The 18,910-nt window shown below is 35.1% G+C and carries 14 protein-coding genes; all 14 read left to right on the top strand.

The features are described 5' to 3' along the window. The first annotated feature begins 39 nt into the window (after positions 1 to 39). The 14 genes from EVI01_RS03325 to EVI01_RS03260 all read left to right on the top strand — a co-directional run bounded on the left by EVI01_RS03325 (position 40) and on the right by EVI01_RS03260 (position 18,903). The gene (locus tag EVI01_RS03325) at positions 40 to 1,233 is read left to right on the top strand and encodes an MFS transporter (RefSeq protein WP_010751666.1); all 1,194 of its coding nucleotides are present in this window, start codon (positions 40 to 42) and stop codon (positions 1,231 to 1,233) included. A 176-nt stretch (positions 1,234 to 1,409) separates the two neighbouring features. Beyond that, a complete protein-coding gene (locus EVI01_RS03320; protein ID WP_010751665.1) occupies positions 1,410 to 1,772 on the top strand; it encodes a nucleotide pyrophosphohydrolase in 363 nt (120 codons plus the stop codon). 13 nt (positions 1,773 to 1,785) lie between these two features. Beyond that, entirely contained in the window at positions 1,786 to 2,499 is a 714-nt protein-coding gene (locus EVI01_RS03315; protein ID WP_010751664.1) for a class A sortase, read from the top strand. Between the two features lie 243 nt (positions 2,500 to 2,742). Beyond that, on the top strand, positions 2,743 to 3,594 hold the full coding sequence (gene licT / locus EVI01_RS03310; protein ID WP_010751663.1) for a BglG family transcription antiterminator LicT: 852 nt from the start codon (positions 2,743 to 2,745) through the stop codon (positions 3,592 to 3,594). A 120-nt stretch (positions 3,595 to 3,714) separates the two neighbouring features. Further along, positions 3,715 to 5,583, top strand: a complete 1,869-nt coding sequence (locus EVI01_RS03305) for a beta-glucoside-specific PTS transporter subunit IIABC (protein WP_010751662.1) — start codon at positions 3,715 to 3,717, stop codon at positions 5,581 to 5,583. A 13-nt stretch (positions 5,584 to 5,596) separates the two neighbouring features. Continuing rightward, complete coding sequence (locus EVI01_RS03300; RefSeq protein WP_146811523.1) at positions 5,597 to 7,039, top strand: glycoside hydrolase family 1 protein; 1,443 nt, start codon at positions 5,597 to 5,599, stop codon at positions 7,037 to 7,039. A 346-nt stretch (positions 7,040 to 7,385) separates the two neighbouring features. Then, complete coding sequence (locus EVI01_RS03295; RefSeq protein WP_010751660.1) at positions 7,386 to 8,147, top strand: formate/nitrite transporter family protein; 762 nt, start codon at positions 7,386 to 7,388, stop codon at positions 8,145 to 8,147. A 588-nt stretch (positions 8,148 to 8,735) separates the two neighbouring features. Then, positions 8,736 to 12,098, top strand: coding sequence for a type II CRISPR RNA-guided endonuclease Cas9 (gene cas9 / locus EVI01_RS03290; protein ID WP_010751659.1), 3,363 nt, complete (start codon positions 8,736 to 8,738; stop codon positions 12,096 to 12,098). Positions 12,099 to 12,240: 142 nt separating this feature from the next. After that, on the top strand, positions 12,241 to 13,140 hold the full coding sequence (gene cas1, locus EVI01_RS03285) for a type II CRISPR-associated endonuclease Cas1 (protein WP_010751658.1): 900 nt from the start codon (positions 12,241 to 12,243) through the stop codon (positions 13,138 to 13,140). 56 nt (positions 13,141 to 13,196) lie between these two features. Then, on the top strand, positions 13,197 to 13,505 hold the full coding sequence (cas2, locus tag EVI01_RS03280; RefSeq protein ID WP_010751657.1) for a CRISPR-associated endonuclease Cas2: 309 nt from the start codon (positions 13,197 to 13,199) through the stop codon (positions 13,503 to 13,505). Further along, positions 13,506 to 14,555: a P-loop NTPase family protein gene (locus EVI01_RS03275; protein WP_010751656.1), complete on the top strand. Its 1,050-nt coding sequence runs from the start codon at positions 13,506 to 13,508 to the stop codon at positions 14,553 to 14,555. Between the two features lie 857 nt (positions 14,556 to 15,412). Further along, the gene (locus tag EVI01_RS03270) at positions 15,413 to 16,114 is read left to right on the top strand and encodes a GntR family transcriptional regulator (RefSeq protein WP_010751655.1); all 702 of its coding nucleotides are present in this window, start codon (positions 15,413 to 15,415) and stop codon (positions 16,112 to 16,114) included. 338 nt (positions 16,115 to 16,452) lie between these two features. Continuing rightward, on the top strand, positions 16,453 to 17,790 hold the full coding sequence (locus EVI01_RS03265) for a PTS sugar transporter subunit IIC (RefSeq protein WP_010751654.1): 1,338 nt from the start codon (positions 16,453 to 16,455) through the stop codon (positions 17,788 to 17,790). A gap of 24 nt (positions 17,791 to 17,814) precedes the next feature. Beyond that, entirely contained in the window at positions 17,815 to 18,903 is a 1,089-nt protein-coding gene (locus EVI01_RS03260; RefSeq protein WP_010751653.1) for a DUF871 domain-containing protein, read from the top strand. Positions 18,904 to 18,910 lie beyond the last annotated feature (7 nt).

The following is an 18,910-nucleotide window of genomic DNA, read 5'->3' as shown; positions in this document are numbered from 1 at the left end:
AACAATTTAGGGTAAAAATGAAAGAAAGAGGGAAAAGAAATGACGAAGTATCAACGAAAGGTTTTATTATCAACATCATCTGGTATCGCATTAGAGAATATGGATATTATGTTTTTAGCATTTTCTTTATCTTCAATGATTGCAACTTTTCATATTAGTGGCGCACAAGCAGGGTTGATTGCTACCATCACTAATTTGGGGATGCTCGTTGGAGGTATTTTTTTTGGACTAATGGCTGATAAATATGGACGTGTCAAAGTATTTTCACAAACAGTCATTTTGTTTTCTATTGCTTCTTTATTGATGTATTTTGCATCATCTATCTATTGGGTCTATCTTTTCCGATTTATTGCAGGAATTGGGGCAGGTGGTGAATATGGCGCTTGTATGTCATTGATTTCTGAAACTTTTTCCAAAAAGCAAATAGGACGAGCTTCTTCGGTAGCAGGAATTGGGGCACAAGTGGGAGCGGCTTTAGCTGCTGTTTTAGCTGCCATTGTTATCCCTTGGTTAGGCTGGAAAATGTTATATGTGATTGGTGTATTGCCAGTATTAATGGTGTTGTTCATTCGCCGAGGATTAAAAGAGCCAGAAGTGTTTAAAGAAACCCAAGCCACTGGAAAAACGACTAAATTAAGTCGTTTATTTGAAACAAGACACCTTGCTTGGCAGACGATGGGGTTATGCATCATGGTTACCGTCCAAATTGCTGGTTATTTTGGCTTAATGAATTGGTTGCCTTCAATTATGCAGGCGCAGTTGGGACTATCCGTTTCTGGTTCCTCATTATGGATGGTCAGCACTATTGCGGGGATGTCTTTAGGTATGTTGACTTTTGGGATTATTATGGATAAATTAGGTCCTAGAACCGCTTTTACCCTATTTTTGATTTGCTCTTCTTTATCGGTTTTCTTACTAGTTTTAGCACGTAGTCAGTGGAGTCTCATCGCAGCTGCTGTGGTTGTGGGTTACTTTATTAATGGGATGTATGGCGGTTACGGGGCGATTATTAGTAGTCTATATCCGACAGAGATTCGAGCGACAGCCAATAATTTTATTATGAATTTAGGTCGAGCAATTGGCGGTTTTTCTTCTATTATCATAGGATTTTTGATGGATCATTATCAATTAAGTGCGGTGATTCTATTCTTAAGTAGCATTTACTTGATTAGCTTGGTTGTATTGATGACACTTAGTGGTGTAAAAGAATTAAAGTTACGTTTACAAGAATAATTATTTTAAGCAATTTTTTATGAAGAAAGAAACGGTAACTCGGATGATTTTTTTTAAATAGTCCATGCAAATAAAAGAATTTTTCTTATTTTATTTAGTTACTTGAATCTACTTATTTTTTCTGTTAAACATGGTATGATAAATAATAATCAATGAAAGAAACAGGTGAACTAGAAATGGATAGTATGGCTAAGGTGAATCAATTTAGAGAGGAAAGAAATTGGCGACAATTTCATAATGAGAAAGATTTGGCCATCTCTATTTCGCTGGAAGCTTCTGAACTGCTTGAGCTTTTTCAATGGAAACAACCTGAGGAAGTAAAAGAAACCTCTTTGGAACGCATCAAAGAAGAGTTAGCCGATGTACTGATTTATTCTTATATGATGGCAGATAACCTAAATCTTGATTTGGATGAAATCATTGAAGAGAAGTTACAGAAAAATAAAGTGAAATATCCAGTGGAAGTCAGCTACGGGCAACGAAAAAAATACACGGAGCTTCATGAGCAAGATTTAAGCTGTAAAGAGGAAGAAAAATAGAGGAGGCAACTAAGTGAAGAAAAAAAGAAATATTAAAAAATGGGTCACCAATTTTTTCTTGTTTTTATTACTATTGATTGGTCTAGCTTTGATTTTTAATGAACAAATCAAAGACTTTTTTGTGAAAAATACTGGTGACAAGTATGCGATTGCAAATGTCACAAAAGAAGAGATCAAAAAAAATAATAAAAAAGAGGCAAGTTTTGATTTTGATGCGGTAGAATCAATGAGTACTGAAAGTGTGTTGAAAGCTCAGTTAAACCGTACTGATTTGCCGGTTATTGGGAGCATTGCTGTACCTTCTGTTGCGATTAATATTCCTGTTTTTAAAGGGTTAGACAATGCCAATTTATTATATGGTGCAGGAACCTTGTCACCTGATCAACAAATGGGTAAAGGCAATTATGCGTTGGCAAGTCATCGAGCCAATAATCCGCAGCTACTATTTACACCACTTGAAAATTTAGAATTAGGTGCCAAAATCTATTTAGTAGATTTGGATAACGTGTATACTTATAAAGCGACTTTTAAACAAAAAGTAGCCCCCACTGATACACAATTATTGAATGTTGAAGAAGGTAAATCGTTGATTACCTTGATTACTTGTGGCGATATGAACGCTGTGACTCGTTTAGTGGTACAAGGGGAGTTGGAAAAAATCACACCAATGAAAGAAGCAACAAAAGAAATGAAAGCTGCCTTCAATATGGAAACAAGAACGTTTTAGTCGTGAAATTTTAATCATTGATCAAGCCTGCCAAGAGTGACAATCACTTTTGGCAGTTTTTTTTCAATGTTTTTTATGTTTAAATAAAAAATGTTAATGAAAAGGCTGGCAACTCGTAATAATGGATGTTATACTTCCTTTAGAAATCAATGGATTGTTACTGTTCGGCAGGCAAAACCAGAATTCAACTAGGCAACAGGTGAATTCTCGGTTTTTTTATTTTTCTTGAAAGGGCGAAGACAAATGGTCATTGAAAAAGTATTAAATAATAATGTCGTCATTTCTAAAAATGAACTGGGTGAAGAGATGATCTGTACGGGAAAAGGAATTGCTTTTCAAAAAAAATCGGGAGATACGATTCCAAAAGAAGCAGTTCAAAAAGAATTTGTTTTAAAAGATTCCCTAGCAACCAATCAGTTTCGCCAATTAATGGCTGATGTGCCATTAGAAGAATTGGAGTTGATCAAACAGATTGTGGAATTAGCTGAAGAAAAATTAGGGGTGTCATTATCATCAAACATTTATTTAACACTGACCGATCATATTCATTATGCGATTTGTCGCGCACAAGAAAATATTCAGTTACCTAATCCGCTTCTATTTGAGACCAAAAAATTTTATCCGAAAGAGTATCAGGTAGCTAAAGAAGCGCTCCAATTGATTCGACAAAATCTAGCCATTGATTTACCAATTGATGAAGCTGGATTCATTGCCTTTCATTTTGTAAATAGTCAACAAGCGCATGGAGACATGCAAATGACAATGGCCGCAACGACAATGGTCAGAGATATCTTAAGTATTATTAGTAAATTTTTTGGCGTCATTTTTGATGAGGATTCTTTGAATTATCAACGGATTATTACCCATTTGCAATTTTTTACCCAACGCTATTTAAAAGGGGAAAGTTCAGACGAAAAAGATGAGTTTCTTTATACACTGATTCAAGGAAAATACCCGAAAGCCTTTCGTTGTTCGGAAAGAATCAATGACTACCTCTTAAAAACACGACACGAAAAAATGGGAATTGCAGAACAAATCTATCTGACGATTCATATCCAACGTGTAGTGAGTGAAAAACAAAGTATCCAATCTTAAGGATTGTTACTGGTAAAGCAGGCAAAACCTAGATTGAAAAATAGGGCACGATTTTTCGTGACCATTTTTTCAATCTAGGTTTTTTGTTTTATAAAAAATAGACAGAAAGAAGGAAAAAAGATGGACAATCAAGCAGTCGGAAAAAGAGTGTGGGAAGCTGTCGGTGGACAAAAAAATGTGAATAGTTTGGTGCACTGTGCGACACGTTTGCGGTTTAAATTAAAAGATGAATCAATCGCAGACACACAAAAGTTGAAAAAAGACCCAGATGTCATTCAAGTAGTACAAAGTGGCGGGCAATATCAAGTAGTGATTGGCAGTAACGTAGCTGATGTGTATCAAGCGATTGTGGATGAACAAGGATTGAAGGATCAATCGGATACGCAAGATCATTCAAAAAATCCTTTAAATCGCTTAATTGATATTATATCTAGTATTTTTACACCATTTTTAGGAGCCATGGCAGCAGCAGGTATTTTAAAAGGATTCTTAACATTAGCTGCTGTTTTAGGTTGGTTAGCCACTGACTCAGGTGCTTATCAAGTACTTTATGCAGCAGCAGACGGCGTCTTTCTCTTCTTGCCAATCATGTTAGCTTTTACGTCAGCGAAAAAATTTAAAACGAATCAATATTTATCTGTAGCGATTGCGATGGCGTTGGTTTATCCTGCGATCACCGAAATTGCGGGTGCTGGTAGCGGGCTTGACTTCTTTGGATTACCGGTTATTCTTTCACAGTCAGGCTATACCTCTTCGGTGATTCCGATTATCTTAGCGGTTTGGGTTCAAAGTAAATTGGAACCGCTAGTGAAAAAAATCGTGCCACAATTTTTACAAATGATTTTTGTTCCAATGCTTATTTTATTAGTAATGGTTCCATTAACTTTTCTTGCTTTAGGCCCTATTGGTACGATTATCGGAAATGGGTTAGGTGGTCTATTTAATTCAATTTATGGCTTTAGCCCACTTGTGGCTGGGTTCTTGATGGGAAGTTTATGGCAAGTATTTGTTATGTTTGGCATGCATTGGGGATTTGTTCCAATTATTTTCTTGAATATGCAACAGTATGGTTTTGATGTCTTAGCACCTATGCTTTTAGCAGCTGTGTTGGCACAAGGAGGCGCAGCTTTGGCCGTTGCTTTTCGTACCAAAGATGCCAAGCTTCGCTCATTAGGAATTTCATCAATGATCACTTCTTTATTTGGGATTACTGAACCAACTGTATATGGTGTCACTTTACCATTAAAAAAACCATTTATCGTCGCTTGTCTTAGTGCTGGCGTGGGTGGTGCCATGATTGGCTTTGCCGGTGTAAAGGCATTTTCTGGTGGTTTGATCAGTTTATTATCGATCCCAACTTTTATTAGTACAAACGAAACGATTGAATCGAATGTCACACTTGCAATCATTGCGGCAGCTCTTTCCTTTGCTTTGGCATTTGTTGGAACATTTATTGTCGGTTTTGATGAAGCAGAACAGGATGAAAAACTAGAAGAAAACCAACAAACAACGGCAGGAGAAACACTTGGAAACGCTCGTCATAACTTAAAAAGCCCATTAAGTGGCAAAGTATTGCCTTTAACAGAAGTCCCTGATAAAGTCTTTTCTTCTGGTGCTATGGGAAAAGGGATTGCCATTGATCCCGTTAAAGGGGAACTTATCGCTCCTGCTGATGGTGAAATCACTACGGTATTTCCAACTGGGCATGCGATCGGATTAACGACCAAAGATGGAGCTGAAATCTTAATGCACATTGGGATGGACACAGTGGAACTTGAAGGAAAAGGATTTGAAGTTTTTGTGAAACAAGGAGACCAAGCACGAGCAGGTGATTTATTGGTTCGCTTTGATATAGAAGCAATAAAAGCAGCAGGTTATAGCGTGATTACGCCGATTGTTGTAACAAATACGGATCACTTTGCGGATGTATTAGAATTAAATCAAGAAGAAATTATTGCCAGTGAAGATTTTCTAGCAATTGTAAAATAGGAGGATATAGACAATGACGACACGATTTTCAAAAGATTTTTTATGGGGTGGCGCCACTGCTGCGAATCAATTAGAAGGAGCTTATGACCGTGATGGAAAAGGCTTGTCTGTAGCAGATGCAATGCCTGGCGGGAAAAAGCGGTTTGCTATTATTGGTAGTGAAGACTTTGATTGGTCGATCCATCCAGATGAATACGTTTATCCAAACCATCGAGGAATTGAACACTATGATCGTTTTAAAGAAGACATTGCGTTATTTGCGGAAATGGGATTTAAATGTTACCGTTTCTCCATTGCATGGACACGTATTTTTCCACAAGGTGATGAAACAACACCAAATGAACGAGGCTTAGCTTTTTATGAACAAGTAATCGATGAATGTTTAAAATATGGCATTGAGCCAGTGATCACAATTTCTCATTACGAAATGCCGTTATACTTGGCAAAAGAGTACGGTGGGTGGAAAAATCGTCAATTGATTGACTTTTATGAGCGTTTTGCCAAAACAGTTCTTGAGCGTTTTAGCAGTAAGGTCAAATATTGGATGACATTTAATGAGATCAATTCCGCTTTTCATTTTCCAGCGTTGAGTCAAGGATTAGTGAAAAGTAACGGAGCTGGTGAGTATCAAAACATCTTTCAAGCGTGGCATAACCAATTTGTGGCAAGCAGTAAAGCGGTCAAAATTGCTCATGAATTAAGCGAAGATATTCAAGTCGGTTGTATGATCATTTATGCCACAACTTATAGTATAGATGCTAACCCAGTCAATCAAATGGCTACTTTGATCCAAAATCAAGAATTTAACTTCTTCTGTACGGATGTACAAGTACGTGGGGAATATCCTGCTTATACGAAACGCACCCATGAAAAATACGGTGTAGATAGTAGTAAACTGGAACAAACGGCAGAAGACTTTGAATTGTTAAAAAATTACCCTGTGGATTACATCGGGTTTAGTTACTATATGTCAACAGCCATCAACGAAACCGATCCAGATGCTGCTACTTCAGCCGGAAACTTGTTAGGTGGGGTGAAAAATCCATTCCTAGAAGCAAGTGAATGGGGCTGGCAGATTGATCCAGAAGGGTTAAGAATTGCATTGAATGAATTATACAATCGTTATGAAAAACCATTATTTATTGTGGAAAATGGCTTAGGAGCGATTGATAAAGTAGAAGCAGATGGAAGCATTAATGATGACTATCGAATCGATTATTTACGTCGCCATATTGAGGCAATGGGGCAAGCAGTTTCTGACGGTGTGGATTTGATGGGCTATACACCATGGGGCTGCATTGATTTAGTGAGTGCTTCAACTGGTGAAATGAGCAAGCGTTATGGCTTTATCTATGTTGATTTAGATGATGAAGGCAATGGCACATGTGATCGTTCAAAGAAAAAATCATTTGATTGGTACAAAGAGGTCATCGCAACAAATGGTGAAAAATTATAAGTAAGATAAAAATGCAAAGAATTTTACCTTTTAAATGAATAAAAAGTAAGCAAATAAGCTTTATTCGAAAAGAAAGCACGTCTAGTTTTAACAAATGCTGTTAAAATCGGACGTGTTTTTTTCGCTTTTTCTGTGGATTCATTGGAAGCTGAAACAAAAATAGCGATTAATTTCTATTCAACTAATTTATGCGGATGGTTTGACTGGATTTCAATGAAATTTTTTGAGTTATTTTCTAATAATTATACAGTTTAGAAAAAGAAGGTGATATAATCAATGAGGAAAAATGTGAAATAAATCACTTGTTTTTTACAGCAAATTTATAGGAAAGTAAGGAAGGGAAATTATGCACACACCAGAAGAAATTATGGACATTAGTATTCAACTTGGGACGAAAAAAATACAAAAACCGATCATTGCAAAATTAATTTTAGGGTTTATCGGAGGAGCGATGATCTCTCTCGGATATTTGGCTTATATCCGAGTTTCAGCTTCTATTCCAGCCTCTTTGGCAAGCTTAACTAGTTTAGTTGGTGCAAGCGTTTTTCCAATTGGGTTACTTGTAATCCTTCTTGGTGGCGGTGAATTGATTACGGGAAATATGATGGCCGTAGCTATTGCTTTTATGGATAGAAAAGTAACTTTTTCTCAATTGATCAAAAATTGGTTGGTAATCACCTTAGCCAATATGGTGGGCGCTATTTTTGTGGCGTACTTTTTTGGACACTTTGTTGGCTTAACCAGTTCTGGCATTTATTTAGATCAAGTCATTCAAATTGCCGAACATAAAGTTGCCGTTTCTTGGTGGCAAGCACTTGGTTCGGGAATCGGTTGTAACTGGTTTGTCGGGTTAGCTCTATGGTTATCCTACGGGGCAAAAGATGCTGCTGGAAAAGTATTGACGATATGGTTCCCTGTCATGATTTTTGTAGCAATTGGTTTTCAGCATAGTGTGGCTAACTGTTTTGTGATACCGGCCGCTATTTTTGAAGGACATGCTACTTGGTTTGAGTTCTTTAAGAATTTCATTCCTGTGTATCTTGGCAATATCATCGGTGGCGCCATTTTCGTTTCAGGATTTTATTATGCGAGCTATAAACATCATTAATTTTTTTATTAATAAAAGAGTAGGATAATTGCTATTTTTTGTTCTTTTATATTATAATTCTCGTTATTTGTGGTTGTCAGATATTGGATGTGCTATGATGGAACCAAGAGCGAATGAATCGATTGAACCTTGACGATGGTTTAATTTTATTCATTTTACAAAAGCCAAAATTGAATAATTGGCTATTTAAGAAGTCATTTATTCAATTTGAGGTTTTTGTACTCTTAAAGATTCAGTAACGGTAAAACAAAAGTGTGGCATTGCCATACCTTTGCCATGTTTTTGTACTCTTAAAGATTCAGTAACAGTAAGATTATGGGTCTCAATGTTAAGATTTTAACCTGATTTTTACAATCTTAAAGTTCAAATAAGCCTTAGAAATGTTTTTTTAACAAAAATTCTAAGGCTTTTTGTTATGTAAAGAGTATGCTTGGTGCATTGTATGAACATGTGTTTATCTATTTTGTTATGTTTTGTAAATGTTATATGTCATTTTATTACTTTTTGTTATAATTGGTTTAGTAAAAAACGTTTGCTGCTTGAGCATGCTAAACTAAAATACAAACGCATAGCATGAGGGGGAATAACATGAGAAAAGTAACGATTGGTTTTGATATTGGCGTATCATCGGTTGGTTGGTCGGTTGTTGATATGAATAATGGCGCAATCGTTGAAACAGGAGTTCGTTTATTTTCGGCTTCATCCGCAGAAAATAACGTGGAACGAAGGAATAATCGACAAACCCGTCGCTTAAATCGAAGAAGAAAAAACCGCTTAAAAGATGTCAAATATTTACTAGAAACGAATCATTTTACGTTTGATCAAGAACAAGGTACAAATCCTTATGAACTTAGAGTAGCTGGTCTACATAGAAAACTAACACGTTCTGAATTAGCAAGGGCACTCTACCATTTGGTGAAACGACGAGGAATTAGTTATGATTTAACGGATATAGAGGAAGAGGAAATAGTCACTACGTCTGCTTATAAAACAGCGTTGGGAAAGAATCAAAGTCAGCTGGCTGAAAAAACACCTGGTGAGATACAATTTGCACGATTAGAAAACTATGGCAAAGTTCGAGGCAGTATTGAGATAAACGAGCAGGACATTTTATTAAATATTTTTCCTACAAGTGCGTATTTAAATGAAGCAAAGAGGATATTAGCGACGCAAAGAAAGTTTTACCCAGAAATTACAGAGGCATTTATTGAAAAGTATTGTACAATTCTTACTCGTAAAAGAGAGTATTATGTGGGGCCTGGAACAGAAAAAAATCGTACAGATTACGGCATTTATCGAACGAATGGCGAAACATTAGATAATTTGTTTGAGATTTTGATTGGGAAAGATAAATTTTATCCAAATGAAGAACGGGCAGCTGGAAATTCTTATACCGCACAATTGTTTAATTTTGTAAATGATTTAAATAATTTGAAAATCCAAACAATAGAAGATCAGAAATTAACGCCTAAGCAAAAAGAAGAAATAATTGAACAAGTAAAAACTGCAGAAAAAAAAGTATCCCTTATTCAACTAATTTCTAAAATAACAAAAACACCAAAGGATCAAATTACAGGTTATCGCACGGATAAAAATGGAAAGCCTGACTTACATTCTATGGCTGTCTTTAGAAAAGTTAGAAAACAATTTTTAACAATGGAAATTGATATTTTACATTGGCCAGATGAGTTATTGAATGATCTAGGACGCTTGTTGACGCTTAATACCGAAAAGGGAGAAATTCGTAAACAGTTGACGAAAGATTTTATGAAGAGATATCCGATACTTAACGAACAACTCGTTGATCAAATTATAGAAAATAGACACATTTTTGCAGTTAGCGGTAACCATAAATGGCATCGTTTTTCTTTACGTACAATGAATGAATTGCTTCCCGAAATGTTGGCAACCTCTAAAGAACAAATGACGTTACTTTCAGAAAGAGGTATGATTAAACAGCATAAAAGAGATTATTTAAAAATGAACGAGTTAGACGCACGTCTAATTAGTGAAGAAATTTACAATCCGGTTGTTGGTAAGTCTGTTCGTGAAGCCATTAAACTATTTAATGAATTAATGAAGAAATATCAAGAAGTACGATATGTAGTACTTGAGATGCCTAGAGATGATAATGAAGAAAAGGCCAAAAAGGAATTACAAAAATACCAAAAAGAAAATGAAAATGAAAAAGAAATTGCATTGAGTGAATTTCAAAGAAAAGGTTTTTTTTCAGATGCTCAATTAGAACGTGCATTAATTAAAGACCGTAAGTTAAAAACAAAAATACGTTTTTGGCATCAGCAAGAGGGAAAATGCTTATATTCTGGACAGATAATTACCCCTGTTGAGCTATTAACGAATAGTTTTTCTTTTGATATTGATCACATCATCCCGCAATCGGTTTCCTTTGATGATAGCCTCAATAACAAAGTGTTATGTACCAAAGAAATGAATGACCAAAAAGGGAAACAAACACCTTATGGATTTTTGTTAAATGGTAACGGACAAGGGTTTGATCGATTTAAAGCAATGGTCAATGCAAATCGCCTGATGAGTAAAGGGAAAAAGAAGAATTTGCTTTTTATGGAAGATTTGAACAATATTGAGACACGTAAACGTTTTATTGCCCGGAACTTAGTCGACACCCGTTATGCTTCACGTGTCGTGTTAAATGAGATCCAACAATATTTACGTGCAAAAAATAAGGACACACAAGTAGCAGTTGTACGTGGAAAATTTACAGCCACTCTTAGAAAGCATTGGAATATAAATAAATCTAGAGAGACCCACCATCATCATGCGTTGGATGCCTCAATTATCGCCATTACGCCATTACTTTCTGTTTGGAAGAAAAAGCAAACACTGATTCCAAAAACACTTTCGGAAGAAAAACTAGAATTTGAATATGATGATATCGTAGAAGATACTATTTTTGAAAAAGCATTGTACCAATTGCCTAAAGAAAATTTCAAAGAGCAATTAAATAATAGTCAGCCAAATATCAAATTTTCTTATCAAGTGGATAAAAAAATGAATCGAAAAGTGAGCGATGCCACTATTTATTCGGTTAAACAGGCAAAGCTAAGTTCAGATAAGCAATCAGAAGAATACGTATTAGCAAAAATAAAAGATATCTATTCCGTAGAGGGATACAAAACTTTTGCGAAAATTTACGAAAAAGACAAATCAAAATTTTTAATGGCTCAAAACGATCCTAAAACATTTGAAAAATTAGAAGAAATTATCCAATCTTATCCAAGTACACGAGAAATTATTGTGGGAGAAAAAGTAAAAGTTGTAGATGTAAGTCCCTTTGAATTGTATCGGAAAGAATACGGATATATAACTAAATATGCGAAGAAAAATAATGGTCCAATAATTCGCCAGTTGAAGTACTATGATCATAAAATAGGGATGCATTTGGATATTACAAATCAGAAAAACAATGGCAAAGGGAAAAAAGTCATTCTTCAGCAATTGAAATCATGGCGTACCGATGTGTATTATAATCATGAGAAGCAAGAGTATGAAATTATGGGGTTAAAATACTCTGATTTGAGATTTAAGAAAGATCAATACGGTATACCTAAAGAACGATATCAAGAAGTGAAACAAATGGAAAAGATTGCGCCACAATCTGAGTTTTGTTTTTCTTTATATCGAAATGACCGAATAAAAGTTTTAAATAAAGAGACTGACGAAGAAGTTGAGTTATTATTTGGCGCAAGAAATTACACTAGTGCAGGATATGTTGATTTAAAACCGATTGACCGAGTAGAATTTGGAAAAAAAGAATGGATCCCTGTTTATCAATACGCTACCTCTGATGGGAAATGTAAAAAGAAATTTGCAAAAAAAGGGTATGAAATTTATAAAGTAAATACGACTATTTTGGGAGAGTCCTATTATATAAAAAAAGAACGCATGTTGCCTAAAAATATACTTGACTAGTGACTAAAAGCTTTGGTAAACTAACAATACAAGGGACGCCTTGTACCGTTACTGAATCTTTAAGAATCTACAAAAATAAGGCATTATGCCGAATTTCCCATTCCAAGTGAATGGGTTTTTTTATTTTTTAAGGGGGAAAACTATGACTTGGCGGACGCTATTTATAAAAGAAAGCGAATACATAAAACTTAAATTGGACAATTTAGAGATTAGCAAACAAGGAAGTACCATCTATGTGCCTTTATCTGATATTGCGATGATTATATTAGAAGGGAACCATACGACAATTACGACCAAATTGTTAACGAGATTAAGTAAATATAATATTTTATTAGTGATTTGTGATGATAAGTATTTACCTACAGGAATGTATTTAAGTTATGGTAGTTATCATCGAAGTGCCAAACGAGGTAGGCAACAAGCGTCTTGGACAGAACAATTAAAAAAAGCCATGTGGCAGCAAATAGTACGGCAAAAAACGAGAAATCAGATTTTATTGGCGCAAGAAAAAGACACGGATTCCCAACGAATAGAGCTAATGGAAGACCTCTATCAGCAAATTATGCTAGGGGATGAAACGAATCGTGAAGGACATATAGCCAAACTCTATTTTCATTCATTATATGGGGTAGATTTTACTCGTGATGATCCCTGCATAGAAAATCTTGCGATGAATTTTGGTTATGCGATTATTCGTTCAGCGATTGCTCGAATGGTCGTCGGACAAGGTCTTATTCCATCACTTGGAATCTTTCATTGTAATGAATACAATTCTTTTAATCTTGTGGATGACTTAATGGAACCTTTTCGACCACTAATGGATTTTTGGATCCATCGTATGGTTATAGGAAAAGAAGAATATTTAAGTTATGAGTCGAGAATTCATTTGATTGATTTTATGAATCAATCTATGCGTTATAAAAATCAAAAAAGTACAGTTGACCAAGTCATGCAAAAATACATAAATAGCTTTGTGCAAGCAATGGAAAAGGAAAAAGTAGATTTAATCCATACCATTGATTTGAAAGATTTTTTTAAATAGTTATTTTTCAATCATTCTTTCTTTTTAAGGGGGGGAACAAAGTGAGGTATCAGCAAATGAGAATTTTTTGTATGTTTGATTTACCTACAGAAACGAAAAAAGAACAAAAAGCTTATCGGAAATTTAGAAAGGAACTTTTAGCAAATGGATTTGTCATGTTACAGTATTCTGTTTATTATCGAACAGTTCCCAATCGATCTGCAGGTAAAAAGTACGAAGGGATGTTAAAGCGAACACTCCCACAATCAGGAGAAATACGATTATTATATGTGAGTGAAAAACAATTTGAAGAAATGAAGTTATTAGTTGGTGTACGTAGCCAACAAGAAGAAAAAGTTGGTAACAATCGTTTGGTGGTGATTTAAGTGGAAATGAGATTAGAATATGAAAAAGGAAAATCTATAACATTTGATGTTCATGATCGGAATTTTTTTATGGGTGGTTCTCCAACAAAAAAGTGGAAAATTTTCAGAAGTTTTAAACGTTTTAAAAGTGGGAAAACTTTTTCTGAATTAGAAGAACATGTCTATGGTGAAGAAGGGATTCATCTATTTTTAGATGGTAAACTGATCAAAGCAAAAGATATTTCCATTTATATCATGGAAAATAGAGAAAGTATTCTCAATGAATGCAGTTACATAAAAGGTAGTTTGCTCTATGAACAAATGCAAACATATAAAATCGATATAGGTGTGAATCGATTAATTGAAGAGATAACGAATGGATTTTTTCAAATCGAGTCACGAATACAAAAAGATTTTAGACATATTTCTGATCGTATTGTGCCTAATATTCATCCCATAAATTATCAACAATTATTAAAAAATCATCTTTCCATTAGTTATAAAGAAAACCAAGAGAATTTATCACTTGATATGATGGACTCTAACCAGTTGCTGGATGAATATTGTCGGCTCCTAAGAGGTGAAATGAATCGTACGGGTAAAGAAAGTTGGTTGATTTTAAAAAATATAGAAAACTTTTTATCTAAAGAAGACATACGAAAAATGGTAAAAGAATTCGAAAAAATAAGTTTGGAAACCAAGCAACTAAAAGTATTTTTTTTAAGTGACCGCTCTCTTGATTTGGATTATGTACCAGAAGATATTGAAAAAACAATTATTTTAGGAGAAATAGAGGAACAATTACCACCATATACCGAATTGCTACGTTCAATACAATTAAGATATCCAGAAGAATATGTGGAGTGTCAGAAGGTATTGCTAAAACGGTTGTACCGTATATTTCCTTATTTAGGGACGACAATCTTCGATCCCTTGCTTTTTCCTAAAGACATGGTGCTATTTAAGATATTGACGGAATTATCTGGAAATAATTGGGATTGTCCAAAAATGACAATCGAAGAACTCACACCTTTTGAAAAAGCTTTTTTGACTAAAAAAGATAGATCATAAAAGAATAATAGGTAGGTTGAGTTGGTTCATTTAGAAATAAGGCATTTCAACACTTGTTATAGAATGCGTCTTCTTATAAATAAAAGAGGGGTATCGTTCAATCAATCATGTTTAAAAGAAAATGCTGATCATTGTTAATCATCTTACCAGATCCTTCTTGCGTATTTTATCTTAACAACAATAAATGACAAATGGGTTTGATAGTGATTTGTTTAATCACTTTGTCGAGAACACTCACCTTTTCAGTCGTATAGATGAAATAGGTTTTATTTGTGGTAACATACTTTCTTGGTAACACAATTGGTATAGGTGAACTATTCTTTGAATTTAATTTATACATCTGGTATGGTTACTTAGAGAAGTTTTTGTTAAAAGGACAATATTTCCTAACCAAATCAAGGATTTTAATCGAGTATTGGCAAAGTCATTGTAAAAACATAAGCATGATTCGAGAAAAGGCATGGGGGGAATCCTAATTAATTTGTGGCTACTGTTAGTAAAAATACAGGAGAACAAATTCGAAAATATCAAGGATTTCCTTTTTGTCCAGTCTCAAACTTATGGACAAAAAGAGGACAAGCAAGGTCCCAATAAGGAAAAATAGATTTGTTCTGTTTGCCATACCTCATGATTGAATGTTTAAAATGAGAGAGTACGTTCAAAGAAGAAACTCTAAGCAGGCTCTTGTTCGCTTAAAGCGTATCAAAGAAAATAATAGAGATTACTGTGACGATAAGAGAAATGAGTGTGCGTAAAAAGGAACTTTTAAGCAGGCGCTCTTTCCAACGAATCTCATTACTTTAATCATGAGCGATTCAAATGCTATAATTCTACTAAGAAAGATGAAAGGTGAAATTATGAAAAGAACACGAGTACTCTATCTAGAAGTGGCAGACAAAATCAAAGAGGATATTTTTTCAGGAAAATATCCTGTTGGCACGATGTTGCCTACAGAAAATGAGTTGGAAGAAATGTTTCAAGTAAGTAAAATAACCGTGCGTAAGGCGATCGAATTATTAGCTACGGATGAATATGTGGAAAAGAAAAGCGGACGTGGGACAACGGTCTTAAGCAACCGTCCCTATAATCGCTTGTCAAAAGCAGCGAGTTTCACGCAAATTTTGGAAAATTCACGTCATGAAGTACGTAAAGAAACAATTGAGTTAAGAAAAATCACTTTAAAAAAAGAAAATCCGTTATTCTCGGCTTTTGGAACGACGGCTACTTATTTTAAACGATTATACTATCTGGATGAGAAGCCTTATATTTATTTTATCCATTATTTACCCAGTGATTTATTAGATTTTAAACGTAAAGAATTTGATCAAGAGTCGTTGTATCGGTTATTGATGCAAAAGGGCTATCTGATTGATTCTTTTTCTGATGATTTTTCCGCAATTTTTCTTTCAAAAGAAGAACAAGAAATGTTAAACACGTCATCAACCATTGCTATAAAAAGAACACGACAATCTAAGAGCATTCATGGAGAGATGATCGAATATTCAGAAGCAATTTATGAGACGAATCTGCATACCTATCATATTGATTATGAAACATAAGAGGGTTTGAACAATCTTCTGCCAATTATTTCCGCCAAAGCATTTGACGAAAAGCTACCTAACCATTCCAGCTTCAGGGTGAAACATTCAGAAATGAGGGGACAAAAGAGAAAAATTGATTTTCCTATTTTTTGTCATTCATTTCTGTTTTCACCATAAGGTGGGTGACTCAACAAGGGTAGATGGCTAATTTTACCTCATATTGAAGCGGTTGCTTATTGTCGAGGTTATCTATTTTCAACTCGTCTCCCCTTTTTGAAAAGCGTTTACAAAAATAAATAAATATGTTATGATTATCCCGTCGAAACATTATAATGTTATAAAAGTAGAGGGCGTAAATGGATAAGTTTGTAGGGTTGATTGAACAAAAGATTATGCCAGTGGCGAATCGTATTGGTACACAAAGACATATGACAGCAATTAGAAAAGGGATTATTGCAACGATGCCGTTAACAATTGTCGGCTCATTTTTCACGATTTTATTAAATATCCCGATTGAATCTGTTGCAGCAATGATTGAACCATATCGTGAAATTTTAGATATTCCGTTTCGTTATACTGTAGGGATTTTAGCTTTATATGCCACATTTGGGATCGCCTCATCATTAGCAAAAAGCTATAAAGTTGATTCTTTAACAGCGGGTATTTTAGCGTTGATGTCTTTTCTTATTGTCGCAGCTCCGCCAACTAGAGTATTAGAAGATTTGGAAGGGATTACAGCAGGACGCTATATTAATATTGCAAACCTAGGATCTGGCTCGTTATTTGGAGCAATTGTAACAGCTATTATTTCTGTAGAAATTTATCGTTTCTTCATTGAAAAGAAAATTACGATCAAGATGCCTGATGGTGTGCCACCAGAAGTGACAAACTCGTTTGTTGCATTGATTCCAGGGGCTGTGATCTTGATTTTCTTCTGGGTGATTCGCCATATGCTTGGATTTGATCTTAATGGCTTTTTAAGTGAACTATTGATGCCTTTAAAAGGAATACTTGCTGGAAATAGTTTGTTTGGGGGCTTATTGACCGTCTTCTTGATTTGTTTTTTCTGGGTATTGGGGATTCATGGTCCAGCTATTATGGGTCCAGTTATTCGTCCATTTTGGGATATTTCGATTGCGGAAAATATTGATGCGTTCAATGCAGGAACCAATGCGCATAACATGCCTAATATTTTTACAGAACAATTTTTACAGTGGTTTGTTTGGATCGGTGGTGCGGGAACGACACTTGCATTAGTCGTTTTATTCATGTTTTCTAAATCGAAATATTTAAAGAGTTTAGGTAGACTATCGATTTTACCGGGGCTATTCAATATTAATGAACCGATGATTTTTGGGGCACCAGTCGTTATGAATCCAGTGTTGGGCATTCCATTTATTATTGCGCCATTAGTCACAACTACATTATCTTATATTTTAACCGTCAGTGGAATCGTGCCAATGATGGTCGCACGTTTGCCATTTGCGATGCCTGCACCGATTGCTGCATGGATGAGTACCAATTGGAGTGTGGCAGCTGGGGTGTTAGTGATTGCCAACTTCTTCATCACATTAGCTATCTATTATCCATTTTTCAAAGTGTTTGAAAAACAACAGCTCGCACGTGAAGCTGAAGAACAAGCAAACGAAGAAGCAACATTAATGGAGGGAGTTACTCAAGAACAAGCACAATAAAACATAAAATGGAGGAAGAAAAAAATGAAACGTTCATTGGGCATTTCACTTTACCCAGATCACAGCGATCCACAAAAAGATCGAGAATATTTACAATTAGCACACAAATACGGCTTTAATCGTATTTTCATGAGCATGTTAGAAGTTACGGAAGAACCAACAATTGTGAAGCAAAAATTTCAAGAATTGATTCATTTTGCTAAAAGTTTAGGATTTGAAACTATTTTAGATGTGGCACCTAATATTTTTGAACAGTTAAATATTTCCTATGATGATTTAAGTTTTTTCCATGACACTGAGGCAGATGGCATCCGTTTAGACCTTGGTTTTGATGGACGAAAAGAAGCACTATTGACTTACAATCCTTATCAATTAGCGATTGAATTAAATATGAGTAATGACGTGGCTTATTTAGAGAATATTTTATCCCATCAAGCCAATGAACCGTTTTTATATGGTTGCCATAATTTTTATCCCCAAGAAGGAACAGGATTACCTTATGCCTTTTTTGAATCTTGCAGTGTGCGTTTTAAAAAACATGGGATACGAACGGCCGCTTTTGTTTCGTCACAAGTCGGTACGATGGGGCCTTGGGATATTAATGATGGGTTACCCACACTAGAAATGCACCGTCATCTACCGGTGGATGTTGCAGCCAAACATTTATTTGCCACTAACTTGATTGATGATGTCATTATCGGTAACGCTTATGCTTCTGAGGAAGAGTTACGAATGTTAGGTGAACTAGATCGTTATCAAACCGTTTTTACCATTGAATTTACGTCAGCTGTCAATGAGATTGAACGACAAATTACATTAAATGAACAACACGTTCGTCGAGGGGATATTACCGAACAAGTGATTCGTTCCACGGAAGTGCGTAAAAAATACAATGAGGACAAAAATGAGTCCCATGATAATGAAATAGAATTTCAAGTTGGCGATGTCGTTATTGGAAATGATACCTTTGGCAAATACAAAAATGAACTTCAAGTCGTTTTAGAGCCACATCGTGATGCAAGAAAAAATAAAGTGGGCGCCATTGTTCCAGAAGAGCATCTCTTACTTTCTTTCATCCATCCGTGGTCAAAATTTAAATTTATAGAAAAGTAGGCGTTTA

The sequence above is a fragment of the Enterococcus villorum genome, from assembly GCF_007990225.1.
GTDB classification, from domain to species: domain Bacteria; phylum Bacillota; class Bacilli; order Lactobacillales; family Enterococcaceae; genus Enterococcus_B; species Enterococcus_B villorum.
The sequence above is the reverse complement of the archived record's forward strand: the minus strand, read 5'-3'. Positions and strand labels throughout refer to the sequence as shown.